This is a genomic window from Microcystis sp. LE19-8.1F (genome assembly GCF_027531715.1).
GTDB lineage: Bacteria > Cyanobacteriota > Cyanobacteriia > Cyanobacteriales > Microcystaceae > Microcystis > Microcystis wesenbergii_A.
Genome location: NZ_JAPZSO010000093.1, coordinates 1 through 19,053, shown reverse-complemented (window position 1 = coordinate 19,053; position 19,053 = coordinate 1). Strand labels below are relative to the sequence as shown.

18 protein-coding genes and 1 pseudogene are annotated in these 19,053 nt (G+C 43.1%); 12 read left to right on the top strand and 7 right to left on the bottom strand.

Annotated elements, in window-relative coordinates; genetic code table 11:
- The first annotated feature begins 47 nt into the window (after positions 1-47).
- The 5 genes from O9334_RS09855 (at position 48) to trpE (ending at position 5,548) form a co-directional block, all read left to right on the top strand.
- A complete protein-coding gene (locus O9334_RS09855; protein WP_045358740.1) occupies positions 48-857 on the top strand; it encodes an MBL fold metallo-hydrolase in 810 nt (269 codons plus the stop codon).
- A 185-nt stretch (positions 858-1,042) separates the two neighbouring features.
- Positions 1,043-1,270 (top strand): hypothetical protein, encoded by a 228-nt coding sequence (locus O9334_RS09850; protein WP_045358739.1) that lies wholly within the window; start codon positions 1,043-1,045, stop codon positions 1,268-1,270.
- Positions 1,271-1,347: 77 nt separating this feature from the next.
- A complete protein-coding gene (locus O9334_RS09845; RefSeq protein WP_045358842.1) occupies positions 1,348-2,985 on the top strand; it encodes an ABC transporter permease in 1,638 nt (545 codons plus the stop codon).
- Between the two features lie 375 nt (positions 2,986-3,360).
- A complete protein-coding gene (locus tag O9334_RS09840) occupies positions 3,361-3,786 on the top strand; it encodes a photosystem I reaction center subunit II PsaD (protein WP_045358736.1) in 426 nt (141 codons plus the stop codon).
- Between the two features lie 241 nt (positions 3,787-4,027).
- Positions 4,028-5,548 carry an anthranilate synthase component I gene (trpE, locus tag O9334_RS09835; protein WP_190380095.1) on the top strand — a complete coding sequence of 507 codons (1,521 nt, stop codon included), beginning with the start codon at positions 4,028-4,030 and terminating at the stop codon, positions 5,546-5,548.
- Between the two features lie 106 nt (positions 5,549-5,654).
- Here the strand turns inward: trpE and O9334_RS09830 are convergent, their stop codons facing one another.
- On the bottom strand, positions 5,655-6,827 hold the full coding sequence (locus O9334_RS09830) for a PulJ/GspJ family protein (RefSeq protein WP_288000074.1): 1,173 nt from the start codon (positions 6,825-6,827) through the stop codon (positions 5,655-5,657).
- A 257-nt stretch (positions 6,828-7,084) separates the two neighbouring features.
- Here O9334_RS09830 and gloA point away from each other — a divergent pair, with 257 nt between their 5' ends.
- Both gloA and O9334_RS09820 read left to right on the top strand, forming a co-directional pair.
- Entirely contained in the window at positions 7,085-7,495 is a 411-nt protein-coding gene (gloA, locus tag O9334_RS09825; protein ID WP_190380097.1) for a lactoylglutathione lyase, read from the top strand.
- 10 nt (positions 7,496-7,505) lie between these two features.
- Positions 7,506-7,979 (top strand): CYTH domain-containing protein, encoded by a 474-nt coding sequence (locus O9334_RS09820; protein ID WP_288000072.1) that lies wholly within the window; start codon positions 7,506-7,508, stop codon positions 7,977-7,979.
- Positions 7,980-7,997: 18 nt separating this feature from the next.
- Here O9334_RS09820 and nusB read toward each other — a convergent pair whose 3' ends face one another.
- From nusB to hemJ, 3 genes are all read right to left on the bottom strand, one after another.
- Positions 7,998-8,651: a transcription antitermination factor NusB gene (nusB, locus tag O9334_RS09815; RefSeq protein ID WP_002789075.1), complete on the bottom strand. Its 654-nt coding sequence runs from the start codon at positions 8,649-8,651 to the stop codon at positions 7,998-8,000.
- A gap of 137 nt (positions 8,652-8,788) precedes the next feature.
- Entirely contained in the window at positions 8,789-10,252 is a 1,464-nt protein-coding gene (locus tag O9334_RS09810) for a DNA phosphorothioation system restriction enzyme (protein ID WP_045358731.1), read from the bottom strand.
- 434 nt (positions 10,253-10,686) lie between these two features.
- Positions 10,687-11,274 (bottom strand): protoporphyrinogen oxidase HemJ, encoded by a 588-nt coding sequence (gene hemJ, locus O9334_RS09805; RefSeq protein ID WP_190380098.1) that lies wholly within the window; start codon positions 11,272-11,274, stop codon positions 10,687-10,689.
- Between the two features lie 397 nt (positions 11,275-11,671).
- Between hemJ and O9334_RS09800 the strand changes: the two genes are divergently transcribed.
- Both O9334_RS09800 and O9334_RS09795 read left to right on the top strand, forming a co-directional pair.
- Complete coding sequence (locus O9334_RS09800) at positions 11,672-12,328, top strand: sigma-70 family RNA polymerase sigma factor (RefSeq protein ID WP_045358729.1); 657 nt, start codon at positions 11,672-11,674, stop codon at positions 12,326-12,328.
- A 113-nt stretch (positions 12,329-12,441) separates the two neighbouring features.
- On the top strand, positions 12,442-12,993 hold the full coding sequence (locus O9334_RS09795) for an anti-sigma factor family protein (RefSeq protein WP_045358728.1): 552 nt from the start codon (positions 12,442-12,444) through the stop codon (positions 12,991-12,993).
- A 3-nt stretch (positions 12,994-12,996) separates the two neighbouring features.
- Here the strand turns inward: O9334_RS09795 and O9334_RS09790 are convergent, their stop codons facing one another.
- Complete coding sequence (locus tag O9334_RS09790; RefSeq protein WP_288000068.1) at positions 12,997-14,202, bottom strand: acetate kinase; 1,206 nt, start codon at positions 14,200-14,202, stop codon at positions 12,997-12,999.
- 377 nt (positions 14,203-14,579) lie between these two features.
- Between O9334_RS09790 and trxA the strand changes: the two genes are divergently transcribed.
- Positions 14,580-14,903: a thioredoxin gene (gene trxA, locus O9334_RS09785; RefSeq protein WP_045358726.1), complete on the top strand. Its 324-nt coding sequence runs from the start codon at positions 14,580-14,582 to the stop codon at positions 14,901-14,903.
- Positions 14,904-14,912: 9 nt separating this feature from the next.
- Here the strand turns inward: trxA and dprA are convergent, their stop codons facing one another.
- Both dprA and O9334_RS09775 read right to left on the bottom strand, forming a co-directional pair.
- Positions 14,913-16,061: a DNA-processing protein DprA gene (dprA, locus tag O9334_RS09780; RefSeq protein WP_045358725.1), complete on the bottom strand. Its 1,149-nt coding sequence runs from the start codon at positions 16,059-16,061 to the stop codon at positions 14,913-14,915.
- A gap of 106 nt (positions 16,062-16,167) precedes the next feature.
- The gene (locus tag O9334_RS09775; RefSeq protein ID WP_288000065.1) at positions 16,168-16,653 is read right to left on the bottom strand and encodes an IS200/IS605 family accessory protein TnpB-related protein; all 486 of its coding nucleotides are present in this window, start codon (positions 16,651-16,653) and stop codon (positions 16,168-16,170) included.
- 196 nt (positions 16,654-16,849) lie between these two features.
- Between O9334_RS09775 and O9334_RS09770 the strand changes: the two are divergent.
- A pseudogene (locus tag O9334_RS09770) lies at positions 16,850-17,614 on the top strand (YebC/PmpR family DNA-binding transcriptional regulator).
- Between the two features lie 451 nt (positions 17,615-18,065).
- Complete coding sequence (locus O9334_RS09765; protein ID WP_045358722.1) at positions 18,066-18,896, top strand: metal ABC transporter permease; 831 nt, start codon at positions 18,066-18,068, stop codon at positions 18,894-18,896.
- The last annotated feature ends 157 nt before the right edge of the window (positions 18,897-19,053 follow it).

Sequence of the window (19,053 nt, the reverse complement as noted above, 5' to 3'; positions counted from 1 at the left end):
CAACCCCTGAAATTAACCTTAACTTGATTAATTCTGCATCTATATTTATGAAAAGGCGAAATTTTATCTTATCGGCGGGGGCAAGTTTCTTAACCGTGGGAGTAAGCGCAGTTTTAGCGGAAACTAAACCGAAACCGACTAACCCCACTTCCCCCCAAAAACCCGATAATTCCCTCTTAGTTCAATGGTTGGGTCATAGTTGCTTTTTATTCACTGGAGGAGGGCAAAGAGTCCTAGTTAATCCCTTCCGGGCGATTGGTTGTACGGCGGGTTTTCCTTTGCCAAAAGTAGAAGCAGATATCGTTTTAATTAGTAGTCAACTGTGGGATGAAGGGGCGGCCGAGAATTTACCCGGTAATCCGAAAATTTTGTTTGAGCCGGGGGCCTATGATCTTGGTAAATTAAAATTACAGGGCATTAGTATCGCCCACGATCGCATGGGTGGGCAACGTTTCGGTATGAATGTGGCCTGGCGTTGGACCCAAGCGGGGATTAGTATTGTCCATTTAGGGGGAGCAGCGGCCCCGCTCGCATTAGAACAAAGAATTCTCCTAGGTTCGCCAGATTTAGCTTTTATTCCCGTGGGAGGTGGTCCAAAAAATTATAATCCCCAAGAAGCAAAACAGGCGATCGAAGTTTTACAACCGCGAATTGCTGTCCCAACTCAATACTTTACCAGTGCCGCCGATAAAAATGCCTGTGAATTGGTGTCTGTAGATGAGTTTCTCAAGTTAGTCAAGGATAAAAATATCCGTTTAATCGAGGACAATAAATTACGGATTCGTGCCGCCGATTTACCGAAAAAAGGGACTCTCATTCGCGTGTTTGACTACCGCAAGCTGTTACAGAAATCCTAATTTTTAGGAGCCAATGACCTAGACCTAGGCCTATTGATTAACTAATTTTCCTCGTGTAACGCACCATCAATTTCCTGATATTCCCCGGGTTACGTTGTTGCTAACTCGCCCTACAGCCCTGATCATAAATCAGGGTTATAATTATTTTTAGTAAATTCCAGAATATTCAGCCCCAAAGAATGTCTATGTTACTGCAAGACCTAAAGGAAGAAGCGGTTAAGCTATCACCGAGCGATCGACTGGCGCTGGTTAGCGCCATTATTGAGTCCTTGCAGAGTACCCCAATTGCTAGACCTGATCGTTCTGGTGCAATTCAAAGGATGCGTGGCTTACTCAAAACAGACCAACTTGCACCAACCGACCAAGAAGTAACTGCCATGTTGGAAGAGCGTCGGGTGGAGAAATATCTTTAGTGAGAGTTTTAATTAATACTAATGTTCTGCTAGATTTTCTGTGTTCTCTAAAAATTGCTTTAACAATCTTATTGAAAATGTTTTTGCTGAAAGAATCTCGCTCTTTTTTTAGACAGGGATGGACAATTGCGGTTTTACTAATTGCCCTGCTTGTTTCCCTGCCGATTTTATCGGTTGCCAGTAGTTTATTAACTAATTCTAGTCAAGTCTGGCAACATCTGATCGAAACTGTTCTCTGGGATTATCTGGTTAATTCTTTTTGGTTAATGTGCGGGGTGGGCAGCGGCGTTTTAATCATCGGTGTCGGCACCGCTTGGTTAACAACGATGTGTCAATTTCCCGGTTGTCAACAATTTCAATGGTTATTATTACTACCCCTTGCCGCTCCTGCCTATCTCTTGGCCTATACTTATACCAATATGATGGACTATTTTGGTCCGGTGCAGACGTTCTTAAGAAGTGTTTTCGCTTGGGATAGTGTCGAGGATTATTGGTTTCCTAGTATCCGTTCTCTCTGGGGGGGGATTCTGATGTTAATACTGGTGCTTTATCCCTACGTTTATCTGTTAGCAAGGGTCGGTTTTTTAGAACAATCTGTCTGTACGGTGGAGGCAAGTCGCTCCTTGGGATGTAATCCTTGGCGCGGTTTTTTTACCGTCGCTTTACCCCTAGCAAGACCGGCAATTATGGCGGGATTAGCTCTAGCTTTAATGGAAACTCTTAATGATTTTGGTACGGTGCAGTATTTCGGAATTAATGCTTTTACCACGGGGATTTATAATACTTGGTTCGGTATGGGCGATCGCATAGCGGCGGGGCAGTTATCAACAGTTTTAATGGTATTTATCCTCGTTTTAGTTTTCCTTGAACAATCCTCCCGTCGTCAAGTTCGTTACTATGAAATGACCAATCGTTTCCAGTCACCGACTAAGTACGAACTAGGACTTGTTCGGAGTTTCTTGGCAATGATCTCCTGTTTTTTACCAGTATTTCTTGGGTTTATTGCCCCCGCTTTCTATCTGGCCTATCTAGCCTTTAATCACGCCCAAGAAACTTTTAATAATGACTTTTTTAGTTTATCGGGAAACAGTTTTTTTCTGGCTAGTTTAAGCGCAATTATTGCGGTAGTTTTAGCTTTAATTCTCGCCTACGGGGAAAGACTTAATCCGAATAAAACTCTTAAGCTTTCTGTGCGGATTGCTGCCGCTGGTTACGCTATCCCCGGCATTGTTATCGCCGTGGGGGTTTTAATTCCTATCGGTAAACTAGATAACTTTTTCAATCAAGGATTAAATATCAATTTAATTCTGAGCGGCACGATTTTCTGTGTGATTTTTGCCTATATTGTCCGGTTTTTAGCCGTAGCTTTTTCCACGTTAGAATCGAGTTTAAGTAAAATTAAACCTAGTTTAGATGATGCTTCCCGCAGCCTTGGCTATGGCACTGGTGCCACTTTAATTAAAGTGCATATTCCTCTTTTATCGGGGGGATTATTGACGGCGGCTATGTTAGTTTTTGTCGATGTGATGAAGGAATTACCGGCTACTTTGGTCTTAAGACCTTTTAATTTTGATACCCTGGCGGTGCGCGTTTATCAATACGCCAGTGATGAACGTTTGGTGGAAGCGGCAGCCCCGGCCCTGGCCATTGTCTTAGTGGGATTAATTCCGGTAATCTTTTTAAGTTGGCAAATTTCCCGAAGGGCGATCGATTAAATCAGTGGGCGAGCGCCAGGCGGCTTAGTTCGGTGTGGCTGAATAAATCTAAAAACCCTGTTGGATAATATTTTTAGGCCTTTTTAAAATCAAAAAGTGCCAGTCCTGGCAGTGATCGGGGGGGGAAATTTAGGCACTTTTTGCCTGAAAATGGGTAAAACCCCACACCCCACACCCCCCCTGCCCCCCCGATGTCGGGGGGGTTGGGGGGGCCACACCCTGCCTCCACGAAAAACTTTTTCGGTAAATCCTAGTTCTATAGTCTAGTACAAAATAATGTTACAGTTCTTGACAAGACTACTAGAGAGAGGGGGTGTCAGTGATAGGATTCCCTAAAACCCCTTTTCTTTATTTTTGTAGAGAGAACAAAATCCTATGACAGAACTTTCTGGAAAAGCTCCTAAGTTCGGTGGCAGCACGGGCGGTTTACTCGCCAAAGCCGATCTGGAAGAAAAGTACGCCATCACCTGGACAAGCAGCAAAGAACAAGTCTTTGAAATGCCCACCGGTGGCGCCGCTATCATGAACGAAGGCGAAAATCTCCTCTATTTAGCCCGCAAAGAACACGCGCTCGCTCTTGGTACCCAATTGCGGACGAAATTCAAGCCCAAAATCGAAGATTACAAAATCTATCGGATTTACCCCAGTGGTGAAGTGCAGTATCTCCACCCTGCTGATGGTGTCTTCCCCGAAAAAGTTAACGCCGGTCGTGAATTTTTCGGCAAAAAAGACCGCAATATCGGCAAAAACCCCGAACCAGCGACAATTAAGTTCTCTGGTGTCACTCCCTACGAAGCATAAATAATCCCTAAAATCGAGAGTGGGGAGTTAGATTTAGAAGCTATTTAGCCCCAAGATTTAACTTCTGACTCTCGATTTCTGTTACTTCCCACTTCCCACTTCCCATTTCCCACTCCTTCATAACTCCTAATTCCTAATTCCTAATTCCTTCTTCCCACTCTCCTATACCTTTTAAACAGGATTTAGTATCAGTTTTCTCCCCTACAAGTGTTGTGCTATCCGTTTCCTGAACCATCAAAATATGATCTTCCCCGACTTCGATCGCTTTCGTCAACTCGCCGGCCAAGGTAACTTTATTCCTGTCTATCAAGAATGGATCGCTGACCTAGAAACGCCCGTTTCGGCCTGGTATAAAATTTGTGCCGATCAAGCCTACAATTTTTTATTAGAGTCGGTGGAAGGGGGCGAAACCTTGGGACGCTACAGCTTTTTAGGAGGCGATCCCGTCTGGGTATTAGAAGCGCGGGGAAACACCACTACCCAAACTTTTCGCGATGGTTCTCAAGAGATTTTTTCCGGGGATCCTTTCGAGATTTTAACTCAATGTTTAGCCCCGATTGTGCCGGTTAAATTGCCGCAATTACCCGCCGGAATAGGGGGTTTATTTGGTTTTTGGGGTTATGAATTAATTAATTGGATCGAACCGCGAGTGCCTATTTATCCCGCTACCGATGCCGATCTACCGGATGGTATTTGGATGCAGGTGGATAATCTAATTATTTTCGATCAAGTTAAACGGAAAATCTGGGCGATAGCTTATGCCGATATCCGGGGTAAAAATCCCGATTTAGCGGCCGCTTATCAAGCGGCCTGCGATCGAGTGACCCAGTTAGTTCTCAAGTTACGATTACCCCTACCAACTAATGCCAAAACTCTAGAATTATTACCGGTTGGTCAGGGGAAAGAATTAGTCTATGAAAGCAATACAACTCAGGAAAAATTCTGTCAAAATGTCCTGAAAGCTAAGGATTATATCAAAGCGGGGGATATTTTTCAGGTGGTTATTTCCCAGCGTTTAAATGCCAATTATCAGGGTCATCCCTTCGATTTATATCGTTCTCTGCGTCTGATTAATCCTTCTCCCTACATGGCTTTTTATAACTTTAAGGATTGGCAAATTATTGGCTCTAGTCCTGAAGTGATGGTTAAGGCAGAACGGGACGAATTAGGTAAAATAAAGGCTACGGTCAGACCAATTGCTGGCACCCGTCGCCGGGGACAAAACTTCAATGAAGACCAAGCTTTAGCAACGGATTTACTGCAAGATCCCAAAGAAATTGCCGAGCATATTATGTTAGTGGATTTGGGCAGAAATGATCTAGGCCGGGTGTGCGATCGAGGTACGGTCAAAGTGGATGAATTAATGATCATTGAACGTTATTCCCACGTTATGCACATTGTTAGTAATGTGGTGGGGGATTTAGCAACCGATAAAACTGCTTGGGATTTATTAAAAGCTTGTTTTCCGGCGGGAACCGTCAGTGGGGCCCCGAAAATTCGCGCCATGGAAATTATCCATGAATTAGAACCCTGTCGTCGTGGTCCCTATTCAGGGGTTTATGGTTACTACGATTTTGAGGGACAGTTAAATAGTGCGATCACGATTCGCACTATGATTGTTCGTCCCCAAGGTAATCAAAATTATCTGGTTTCTGTGCAAGCGGGAGCAGGGTTAGTAGCTGATTCTGAGCCGGAGAAAGAGTACGAAGAAACCCTCAACAAAGCGAGGGGTTTATTGGAGGCAATTCGCTGTTTAAGTTAGATTTTTTAGCCCAGAATCCAGTTAAGGGGATTTTACCATGATTTCCTGGAAGTAATAGAGTTAACTAAGGAGGAGAACATCAAGGTTCCAGCTTATTGCCATAAGTTTATTTAGGGGTAATAGTTAATAAAACCTGATAGGAGTTTAGCGGAGTCGTACTCGTCGTAAACACCAATAAAACCTGGTTATTATTAAGGGGCCTGGGTGAATTGGTGCTAGTAGAGGTATATGCATTTATTTCTTGACCCTGACTGGTATCCGGAAATTGGTTATTAATCAGGTCATTGACCCTGATTATAACAGCTTCTCCAGCATTTACCGGAACAGTTGAAGGAATATCTACTCCTGGTGGCGGAGCATTAGGGTCAGGCGAAGCAGCAACACTGCAGGGGGAACAATTGGGTCCTTGAATAACTTCAGCCATAACATTTGCTGCTATGTTAAGGACGGGTATAGTTTCTATTTTCTTAGCTCCTATATTAGCTCCCAGAGCAAAAGTGGGTGGGATATCAAATAGTTCAAAGGCTCTGGTGGCAACTCTGGTACTGGCAGCGTAGTCAACTTTATCCCTTTTTCCAGCAGTCAGAGTAGTCATCTCTACCTGAGCGTTGGCATTCAAAATCACTTGATCACCAAGTTCGCGAACACAGGTATAAAAACCGTCCGCACTGCTAGGATTGGCGGGGATTCGGTTAAAATCCTTGGGACAATTGGGGCTAACAGCAGCCGCCGCTAACCTATCAGTGACGGGGGAATGTTGCCAAGTATTAATATCTGCGGGGGTGATGTAGTTGCCATTAGCGTCCAAGTCCGGACCATAGCGCCACAAGACTCGCGGACCGGTTAAGCTGTTTTGAGGGTCTGCGGTATAGTAAACGATCTGTTGAGTGAGTGGAGCATTACCGGGATTGTTGGGGTCGGGAATTTGGAAAGCAAGAACTGCTTGCGCTCCTTTGTTTGCTTTTATTGTTTCCCAATTGGGTACTTTATCCGTCTTGATCACATCTTCCCTCGGAAGGATAATTCTTGCCCGTCTCAGGTCGTCTGAAACAAACTCTAGAGTACGATTAAGATTATTTCGGATTTCACTATCGGCATTAGCTCGATAATTGCTTCTGAGCAGGTTAATCACGCCAATTCCCGACACCAAGACGGCAATCAGCATCATTACACCTGCCAGTAAAACTTCTGTAATCGTGAAACCCGCTTGCAGACGACGATGGGCGGATTTTTTCTGTAAACGACCTAAGTGATTGATATACTCTAAATAAAAACGCATAGTTTTAACCCGTGCCAATTCCTATTTTCTATACTTCCCTAGACATTTAACATTATATTGCAGTCCCAGAGATTTGATCAAACTAGGTGATTCTGTTCACAGCTATTAACCGCTTTGGGGAGCAGGTGATTTTACTGGTGAGTTTTTCGTACACTTGTATTATTATAATGGTTGAGCCTCAAGGAGATAAGAAGGCCCAAGCACTGGTTACAATCAAGGATAAGTAATTTTTCGATCGATGTCATCTAAAAATAATCATGCGTCTCTTACACACCATGCTCCGGGTCAATAACTTGCAGGAATCTCTACAATTTTACTGCGATGTGCTAGGAATGAAGTTACTGCGCCAGAAAGACTATCCCAATGGTCAATTTACCCTCGCTTTCGTCGGTTATGGCGATGAGGCTAATCATGCTGTCATCGAACTGACCTATAATTGGGGAGTCGATCGCTACGAAGTGGGTAATGCTTACGGTCATATTGCCCTAGGCGTGGATGATATCCATAGCACCTGTGAGAAAATTAAAGTCCTTGGTGGTAATGTTACCAGGGAGCCGGGCCCGATGAAACACGGTTCTACGGTGATTGCTTTCGTGGAAGATCCTAATGGCTACAAGATCGAGTTAATTCAACTAGGAACCCAGGGTGCTGCCGTGGCTACGGCTTAATCAAAAACTTATGACTGTTGAAATTGAACGGAAGTTTCTGGTTAAAGGGGATTCTTGGCGATCGCTTGCGACCGGGAAGTTGTATCGTCAGGGATATATTCCTACCCAAGAGGGATTGACAACTGTGCGAGTTCGTGTAGTTGGAGATCTGGGTTATTTAACCATTAAAGGCAAGACTGAGGGTATTAGTCGGCTGGAGTTCGAGTATGCAATTCCCCTAGAAGATGCGGAGATCATGTTAGAAAACCTCTGTAAAAAACCTTTAATTGAAAAAATTCGTCATCGCATTTCTTTGGATGATTTAACTTGGGAAGTTGATGAGTTTTTAGGAGATAATCAAGGTTTAATTATGGCTGAAATTGAGTTAGAACAAGAGGAGCAAGTCATTACTATTCCTGATTGGATCGGCGAAGAAGTCACGGGAGATGGGTGCTACTACAATAGCAACTTACAGAAATTTCCCTATAAAATGTGGTCATTGTAGTATTAATTTACTCCCCGTTTAACTCTGGGTAGATACGGCTTTTTCTGCTTCGTTTAGCTTATTTGTTACCCGTCGGAGAACGCCATTAATAAAGCGATAACCTTCATCATCAGAATAACGTTTGGCTAATTCGATCGCTTCATTAATTGCTACTTTTTGAGGTATATCGAGATAGAGCATTTCTGCCACGGCAATTTGCAGGATATCCCGATCAATTCTTGGTAAACGATGCAGTTGCCAATCTACTAAAGCGCTGGTTAATTCCTGTTCGATTTCCGCACGACGACGATAGACTGTACCGATTAATTCTAGGGCATATTCCCGCACTTCGTACTGACTAGATAACTGGACAATTTCGGGAAAATCTATCACGGTTCCCAAACGATTAATGGCATTATGGGTAAGAGAAATTGCCTCTTTTACCATGGTTTGGGCGCTTTTTAGATTTGTTGCCTTGGTATCACTAGCGAGAATCCGTTCATTACCACGACTAATTTCAGCAGCGGCAGTTTCTAAGGTTTCTTGAATTTCCAGGGTTAAGGTTCTAACTGCGACTAAAATTAAATCGTTTAAAGTTTGCTGTTCCAGGTTTTCAGGATTGCCTTTAATCTGACTTAAACTCAAAAGGGCAAGTTCTCGGGCAATGCGGCGGGGTTGTTGACGGGGAGGCATAGAAGTTTAGAAGTAGAGGAAAGAAAATTATACAACTTTATCGATCGCTATTCGGTTGGGTTAATTTTTCTCAGCGATCAATTCTTGACTAACCTCTATCCTAGCATAAAAGCTGCCAAGATTTAACTTTTCAAGTTTTAATTAGACAAAAGACAATATCTATCTTGAATCTCCCCTAGTTTAGTCTCAGCTTCTTGAGCATTAATAGCTAATTGGGCAAACTCTAGAAAGCGTTTTAATTCCTTGCGTAATAAATTCCTTTCTACTTCCCAGATTTCTCGATCTAAGGTGGGTGGCATAACAATCATATCAAATAAAGTGGCCTGTTTTTTTTCGGGATGGGGGCGCAATATTCGCCCGCGACGCTGAATAAATTGTCGAGGATTACCACTACTAGCCAGAATGACTGCGTTTTGAATTGATGGCAGATCTACTCCCTCATCTAAACATCTAATTGCCACTAATCCTTGCAGATAACCCTCCTCAAATTGTTGGCGAATTTTTTCTCGTTCTTCTAGGGAAGTTTCTGCGGTGTAGGTAGCAACTCGATAACCTAATTGATTGCCCAATAAATGAGTAACTGCCTCTACTTGACGACGATAATTAGCAGTATAATTTTCCAGATAACCATCCCCACAATAAAATAAAGTATGATTCGTATCTAAACGCTCTTGCATCAGTTGTTGTAAAGCCTGTAATTTATTACTTGCTGAACCGACTAATCGTGACCTTTGCATTAACAATGCTGTCAAATTTTCATTGCCATTGAAATTACTATTTTTCTGTAAAATCCAGCCGATCCTTTGGGTTAATTTTGCGTATAATAAAGCCTCACCATCGGTTAATTCAACCAAGACTGGATAATAAAAATAATTGACTAAAGCACCTTTACTAATAGCATCAGCTAGGGTAAATTCTGGCTGTAGAATTTGCCCAAAATAATCAAGAATAGCGTCGGTTCCTTCCTCATCAAAATATCTTTCAGGAGTGGCGGATAAAGCCAATCTTAGACCTAAAGAACGGGGTAATAACTCTTCTAATCGGGGGGAACCTAAATTATGGGCTTCATCACCAACGATTAAAGTTTTATCAGGAAAAAATTTTATTTGTGATTGAAACCCCTCGCTAATAAAAGTTGAGTTAGTAGTTAAAATAGTGACAAATTTTTGATTACCCGCTTGCACATTATATAATTCTGTGGATAGTTGACTTTGCCATATATGGACACTTTCGTAGGCTAAAATAGGTTTAAGATTAAATTTTTCCGCTTCTCGTTGCCATTGATTGACTAGGTGACGATAGGGGCAAATCACTAATAATACTTGCAATTCTATCGCTTGGTAAAGTTCCATGGCAATAGCTAAAGCAGTAATAGTTTTACCGCTGCCGGTGGCCATTTTTAAAGTTCCCCGTCCCCGATTACGAAACCAACTGATAATCGCTGTATTTTGGTAGTCTCTCAACTCTAAATCGGGGGGAATTCTAGGAATACCAGAGGGATTAACTCGATAGAATCCTCGCAATTCAGCAACTTGCTTGATTTTGCGGGAACTCAGAAAATCCCTAGTTATTTTTTCCCAATCTATCCAGCAATTATTCATAAGACCTCTTGTAAAAATCAAAAATTGTTGTTAGGGTTAGGAGTCAGTAGCCAGTAGTCAGTAGTCAGGAGAATTAAGAATAAATAATCATCAGTTAAATGGTCTATTTACAGACTTTAGGCAATTTAATCCTTATTTTTGCCGTTTTTGAACCCTGAAAAATTAATTATGCAAGAGGTTTATAATACTAAATCCTGTTTAAAAAGTATAGGGGAGCAGCGGAGCGCCGGAGCGGGGAGAAACAATCCATAGCTTGGGAGTTAATCACACTATTACAAATAGTTTTGGTATAAGCTCAAAAATAGCAAAAAGCCAAAAAATTAAAAGCTAAAGGTTTCTCCCTATACAATTGGGATGGACTAAAAAGACCATCCCACAGCTGTCAAACCACTCTTAACTGTTATCCTGGAAACCTAGAAAAGGATTAGGATAATTTACCTGGTCGCTACTTCCTCTTTTTGGGGAGTATTTTGCCGAAGTTTTTCTTGATCTTGGCGACGTTTTTTAGCATAAAGTTGGATTGTCACCGCCATTAATACCACTAAAGCTACAATTAACCAAGTGGTCAAATCGAGGGGTAATTGATTCTTAAATACTGCCAAAAGGACAATAACTACTAATAACAGGGTTGGTGCTTCATTTAACGCCCGGAATTGTTGTCCCGTCCAATTACATTCCCCTTTTTCTAGCTTTTTCATGATGCGACCACAGTAGAAATGATAGAGCAGTAAAAGAACCACAAAGGATAATTTAATATGTAACCATCCCGATTTTAAAATTTCCGGTTCTGTGGAGATTAAACCGATCGCCATGGCCACGGTGACAATCATCCCCGGTGTGGTAATGATATTGTAGAGTCGCTTCTCCATGATCTCGTATTGCGCTTTCAGAATAGCTTGTGCGGGTTCCGTTTCTGTTGCTGCCTCCGCATGATATACAAACAAACGTACTAAATAAAATAATCCCGCAAACCAAACAACCACCCCAATCAGGTGAAATGCTTTAAACCAATAGTAAGCCATAGTCTATATTGTGATCTGAGTCCCGAATTACTTAGTTTAACAGTTGTCCATACTTTCCCAGACTACCCCTAGACAAAAGTTTAGACGGAAAATAGGGGTTGGGGGTTGGGGAGAGACTAGAGTTACAGGCATTTTACAACTAAGAGGAAGGTGAATCGACAAACCCTTCGGTAAATCAGCAACTAGAGTCAGACAAACCAGAAGAAAACAAGAAATCCGACGGAAGGGGTTTGAGCTTGAGAGTTTGGCTATCGACTCAGCTATGGGAACCCGATCCGATCGCTTCGATCAGTTAGAATAAAAATATGGGAAAAAAATTATTTATTTTCGGGAACCTTTACTGACTTCTCCCGTCCTCAACCTCTGAGTGAGGAGCTTATACCCTTGAGGAAATCCCATGAGTCAATCGATTCCAGCATCTTGGTCACTTGAGTCCAAAAAGTCTCAAAACCCCGTGTCCCCTGACAAACTCTCCAACTACGATCTAATTGCACGCTGTCAGGAAGGGTGTCAGCCAGATCGAGCAGCTTTTGCGGAACTGCTGCGACGCTATCAAGCTCATGTTGATAAATTACTCTATCATTTGGCTCCCGATTGGCAAGATCGCGCTGATTTGGCTCAAGAGGTCTGGATTCGCGTCTATCGCAATATTAACCGTCTCCATGAACCCCTCAAGTTCCGCGGTTGGTTAAGTCGCATTGCTACCAATCTTTTTTACGACGAATTGCGGAAACGCAAGCGGGTTAATCACCCCATTTCCCTCGATGCTCCCCGGCGCGTGGAAGATGGCGAAATCGATTGGGATATCGAGTCCGATTACCCCAGTCCCGATGAACATCTCACCACCCACGAATTCTACGATCAATTACAGGCGGCGATCGCTGATTTACCTGAAGCTTTTCGGACAACTATTATTCTCCGAGAAATTGAAGGTATGGCCTACGAAGAAATTGCCGAGATCACGGAAGTTTCTTTAGGAACTGTTAAATCCCGCATTGCTCGCGCTCGCGCTAAATTACAATCTGTTTTACAGCCCTATTTTACGGAAGGCTAAAGAAAATTGTGGTGATTCGGCACTAACGGCCGAAGTGAGGAGTCGTTAAATTTAACTAGCTCCGTGCTGGTGAAAAGTGATTGCATACCGATCGCTTCCGGTCGAGGTCAACCATGAATAATTATCAACCCGAAGACGTTCAATGGATCAAGTCTTTGTTACGTCACGATGACGGCGATTCCAACTCCGCAACCGAGGATATTTTATTCTTAGATGAGGATAACGAAGAAGCTGATCGTTTCGATTTAATTAGTGCCTATATTGATAACGAAGTAACGGTAGAGGAAAGGAAGCTAGTTCAGCATTGGTTAGACCATGATGCTGCTGCTAAAAAACTCTATCAGCAGCTCTTGGGATTACAAACTAATTTAAAGCAAATTCCCGTACCGGTTACTATTGCCAGCGACCAGTTAGCAGAACAGGTGTTGAGAAAAGTCGATGGTCAGCGTCGTCGGCAATATTATGTTTATGGTGGCGCAATTTTCACTGCTATGGCGATCGCTGTTGGCTCCTACTTCGTCTCGGGACGCAATGCTCCTCTCTCTCGAATGGCAATCAGTCCGGGCAATATTAGCCAAGAGGGAGACCATTTGATGATTGCTCTCAACCATCCGATTATCGAGATTCCCGCAGCGGAACAGCCAAAAGAGAATGGCCAACGGTAAGGTCTATGGAGATAAATGCCAGCATTCTCGTGCGATCGCCCAATCTTCCGCCGTAGCAATTACCATCACTCGCACTTTAGATGTCTCGCTGGCGATATCCTCATCCTGGGGATGGGCGGCATTTTTAGCCAAATCTAACTCTAAACCCAAAAAAGACCAGCCTTGACTGGCTTTTTCCCGTACTAAAGCTGAATTTTCGCCGATTCCTGCCGTAAATACCAACACATCTAACCCCTCTAGAGAAGCGATCATCGATCCGATTAAACTTTTCAGACGATGAATATACATCTCAAATGCTAATTTTGCCCTCTGGTTGCCTTCGGCCATTGCCGTGGTAATTGCCCGCATATCCCCAGAAATACCGGAAATTCCCTTTAAACCGGATTCTTTATTGAGCAAGCCATTTAAACTATCGGGATTATATTGATATTCTCGCTCTAGATAAATCAGAATCCCTGGATCGATCGAACCGCTGCGGGTTCCCATCATCAATCCCTCTAGGGGAGTAAATCCCATGGTGGTATCGATACTTTTACCCCCCTTGACTGCCGATAGGGAAGCACCATTGCCCAGATGACAGATCACCATTTTCAAGGATTCTAGGGGTTTTCCCAGCAATTCGGCGGCCCGTTGGGAGCAGTACTGATGACTGGTGCCATGGAAACCATAGCGACGGATTCCCAGTTCACTCCATTGGTAGGGAATGGGATAAAGAGAAGACTCAGGAGGGATAGAACGATGAAAAGCAGTGTCAAACACTGCTACTTGAGCAACATCGCCGAAAACTTGCTCGATTGCCTCAATTCCTTCTAAATGAGCGGGATTATGGCTAGGAGCAAGGGGAATCAGCTTTTTAATCGTTTCTTTGACTGGCGGAGTGATCATGGTCGCCTGGGAATATTCCGTGCCACCATGGACAACTCGATGACCGACTATACTAATGTCGGCGAGGTTGGCTACTACCTTAGTTTCGCCAGTGACTAAGGTATCTAACATCCGAGCAATTGCCGCCGGACGATCCTGACTAGAAAGATTAATTTCCTGTTTAATTCCCTTAGCTTTTACCGTTAAAACCCCGTAATCAGGGTTAACAGTCCAATCGATCCCCGCTGCCCAAATTGGTTGGGGAGGATGGCCGGGGAGAAACTCTAAATCGTACAAACAACTTTTTTGACTGCTCGATCCCGCATTTAAGACCAGAATTTTCATAGAAAAGCTCAATTAGGAGGTGGCCTATGCTGATCATAATCAAACTCAGGTTAAGTCTAGATAAAATCGCTGACTTTTCGGGTTTTTCTTCAGGAAAATTTGATCTGGCTGCCATCACCCCTCCCTGACCGGGGCAATATTACAAAACTTTATCAAAAAAAAGTCAAAATAGAGCCTCTAGGGTTATAAAATACAAGAATGCCCCTTGTGAAATTGATCCAAGAAGCTACCTCTGATGCAAGTTAAAGCCTCTACATTGGATTTAGAGCTAGTTCTCGTCCTTTTCACCAGTGGAATGTCAACATCGCACCACGAATCTCTAGAATGGAATTTTTGCGTATTCTAGATAACCGTGATTACTAGAGGATTTCTTAAGTATGTCAGAGGTTCCTGCCGTTACAGATGCCACCTTTAAAGAAGTAGTTTTAGATAGTGCCGACCCTGTCCTAGTGGATTTCTGGGCTCCTTGGTGCGGCCCTTGTCGAATGGTGGCTCCCGTTGTCGGAGAAATTGCCGAAATGTTCGAAGGGCAAGTCAAGGTGGTGAAACTCAACACCGACGAAAACCCCAATGTCGCTAGTCAGTACGGGATTCGCAGTATTCCCACTCTGATGATCTTCAAAGGAGGTCAAAAAGTCGATATGGTGGTCGGGGCTGTACCGAAAACCACTTTAGCTAATACCCTAACTAAACACCTGTAGAGTAGTTGACTAGGTTTTCTGGTAACGCATACCGGGTAACTGAGTCACTAAACCTATTAATTCTAATTCCAATAAGATCCCCGCCACTTCTGAGGTGGGGATTTGCATTTTTTGAACAATAATGTCAAACAACAGAGCATCTCTATCAAACAACTCATACACTTGTACCAATCTAGGTTCTAGATTCGGTTGAGGAGTAAGATTAACTACTGGGGATTTCTCTGGAGGGAGTGAAGGGGAGAGATTAACTGGTGCAGATTGGTTTATGGTGGGAATTGCCCCCAACATTTCTAATAATTTCTCCTCAGAAACGATAATTTCTGCCCCCTGATGAATCAGTTGTAAACAACCCCTAGCGGCAGCAATATCGGGAGAATTGGGTAAAGCATAGATATCGCCGCCAAATTCGTTAGCATAACTGGCAGTGATCAGGGAGCCTGACCTTTCTGGGGCCTCGACAACAATCGTCGCACGACTTAAACCGGCGATAATGCGATTACGACTGGGAAAATGGGCTTTATTCGGTTGAGTTGCCGCAGGATGTTCACTTATGACTAAACCCTGCTTTTGGATGTCCGCCTGTAGCTGCCGATGACGACTAGGATAAACCACATCGACCCCCGTTCCCAAGACGGCAATCGTCCTTCCCCCCGCTTTTAAACAGCTTTGGTGTGCCTCTCCATCAATTCCTTCGGCCATACCAGAAACAATAGTAAATCCCTGTTGGGCCAAAAGGGTACTTAAGCGCCGCGCCCAGCGCCGGCCGTGCTCCGTGGGGTTACGAGTACCCACAATGGCGACGGTGGGGATATTTCCCTGATTTTCCCCTAAATTGACCTTTCCTTGATAGTAAAGTAAGGGGGGCGGACTGGGAATTTCCCAGAGAAAGCGGGGATATTCTGGGTCGCTAGGAGTCCAAAAAAGGGGGTTTTTCTGGATATGTTCGGCGAAAAGAGCTTCTGGGTCAATTTGCGATCGCCCTTCCTGGACCGCTACCATTAACTTTTTGCCAAATCCCGCCACTTCTGCGATCGCAGAAGCGGACGCATTCCAAGCCACAGCGACACTGCCAAAATGCTGATAGAGTCGCTTCAGGGAAATTGGCCCAACTCCAGCAATACTTGACCATGCTAACCAATAAACGCGATCGTCTGTCAATTTGAAAAGCTCCTCAGACAAAGTAATAATTCAAGTCGGTTTTAACCGAATTCGGCCAGATGACCCTATTTATTTTAATTTTGACACTTAAAACGGACGGGGATTCTTAAGAGATGTAAATCCTGAAAGGGGTAGCCAAAAACCCGCTAGACACTCGCTCAACACTGAGTCTGTGCTTACTTTTAACTAAAATATTGGCACTCCTATTAATATCGGCGGCCACAAGATGCTTATCCTTTATTCTATAGAATCCTCCCTTAATCCTTCTGCCAGAAAACTTCTGTTGACTGGGATTATTGGCATTGTAAATAGGAATCTGATCTTGATCGTAAAAATTAGCTTTAGAGGCGTAAGATTCCTCTTGTTCACCATACCCCATTCCGTACCTCGAACACAAATCTTTCAGTTTTTGTCTCAACTGCCAAAAAGGAATTTGCACAAAGTTTTGATTGTTAGAACAGCCGATATTAATCTCTGGCTTGATACCTGGATTATATCCAACTACCAATTTGCCCATTTGATTAGTCAGGCAATGGTTAATTATTATGGTCGCCGTTTTATTTAAATAATCTCGAAGAGAATTTTTCGCCATCGATGACAATCTTTCTCGTCAAGGTGAAGCCCAGACTAATCGTATCATTTATCAGTTATCATTGATCAGATGTGAGTTTTCAGTTCACTGATTAGCGAAACATTCTCAATGTCAAGCCGTCCTAAAAGGACGGGGTTTTAAACCCAGTATTTTCGATGATACAGCGTACCTCACCATTAAGATAACCGTTATAGATATGGCTGGTCATAGTAAATGGGCAAATATTAAACGACAAAAAGCCCGCGTTGACGCAAAAAAAGGCAAAACTTTCACCCAGTTATCCCGGGCGATTATCGTGGCTACCCGTAACGGGGTTGCCGATCCGGCGGGCAATTTTCAGCTACGCACGGCGATCGAAAAAGCCAAGGCGGCCGGTATTCCTCATGAAAATATCGAAAGAGCGATCGCTAAAGGGGCGGGAACTTTTGAAAATGACTCGGCTTTTGAAGAAATTCGCTACGAGGGTTATGGTCCCGGAGGGGTGGCGATCCTGATCGAAGCACTGACCGATAATCGCAATCGCACGGCAGCGGCTCTGCGGGCGGCTTTTAGCAAAAATGGCGGTAATTTAGGCGAAACGGGCTGTGTGGGCTGGATGTTTGACCATAAGGGGGTAATTCGCCTTGAGGGAACTATTGATGAGGATAAGCTTTTAGAAGCTTCCCTAGAGGGAGAAGCCCAATCCTACGAGTTTTTTGAGAGTCAGGAGGAAGGTCAAGGAGCAGAGGTGTTTACTGAGGTGTCTAACCTGGAGAGATTGAATAAAGTTCTCCAAGAAGCGGGATTTAAGCTTAAAGAAGCATAATTACGCTGGATTCCCACTAATACCCTAGAAGTGAGCGATCGAGAGCAGGCCCGTCTTTTATTCAAGTTAATCGACACCCTAGAATCCCTCGATGATGTGCAATCGGTAACGGCTAATTTTGATTTAGTCGAGGAATTGATGTCAGTGGATGTATGATCCTAAATTACTAGGCAGTGATTAGTGATCAGATTTGAGTTTTCAGTCAGCAGTATGAAGTGAGGAGTAAGTAGTTGGACAAAATTAAATCCACACTCTGGAAAGAGAAAACCCCTTGTAAAAATCAAAAATTGTTGTTAGGGTTAGGCTTCGGCCGTGAGATCAGCGTTCGACAAAAGCTCACGAACGGAGTCAGTAGCCAGTAGTCAGTAGTTAGGAGAATTAAGAATGAATAATAATTAATTAAATGGTCTCGTGACAGATTTTAGGCCATTTAATCCTTATTTTTGCCGAGGCAAGGGAAAAATATGTGTAATTAATTCTGTCTGGGTCCTTATTAAATAACATTAACAGTACTGTCTTTATTACTGATTACTGATTACTGATTACTGATTACTGTTGACTGTTGACTGATTACTGATTACTGATTACTGATTACTGAAAACAACCTATGCTAGAGGCTTTACAATTTGATTTTATGCGCCATGCGATCGCAGCAGGAATATTGGTTAGTATTGCCTGTGGGATTGTTGGTACTTTGGTAGTAGTTAATCGCGTGGTTTTTATCAGTGGGGGAATCGCTCACGCTGCCTATGGAGGGATAGGAATCGGTTATTTTTTGGGGATTAATCCCGTGGTGGGGGCGATATTTTTTACCTTTTTTTCGGCTTTAGGCATGGGGTTTTTACAGCGTCGCATCCGCGAGAGAGCCGATACTTTAATCGGGGTGATGTGGGCGATTGGTATGGCGATTGGGGTAATTTTTATTGATTTAACCCCCGGGTATAAAGCTGATTTAATGAGTTATCTTTTTGGTAGTATTTTAACTGTACCGAGGGATGATTTATGGATAATGGCGGGCATAGATATATTAATTATAGCCTTAGTTAGTATCTTTTATAAGGAGTTGTTAGCCATATCTTTTGATGAAACCTTTGCGATTATTCGTAATATTCCCGTGGAGATAATTTATTTAGGTTTAATGGGAATAACCGCTTTAACTATTGTGGCAGTAATGCAGGTAGTAGGATTAATTATGGTAATTGCTTTGTTAACTATTCCTGCGGCTATCAGTGGACAATTTGTTAAAAATATGAAGGGAATGATGGTCCTAGCGATTATTTTAGGAATTGTCTTTACTTTGATTGGTTTATGGTTATCCTATAGTTTAAATCTCACCTCAGGGGCGACAATTATTTTAGTGGCAGGATTGGGTTATTTAATCAGTCTTGCTTGGAAACCTTTCATCCTCACTATCACCAGAAAAATAGCTAATCTTTAAAGCTCTCCCCTAGTTGTGGTGCTAAGTACAGGACAAAAAGCTTGAAAAGTAGGCGGGAGTAGGGTTTTATGAGAAATAGCACTAATCTCGAAAACCCTATGAATCAGTATAGCGCCTTAAAGCAAGCCCTTCAACCCCATCTAGGATGGCATGGTGC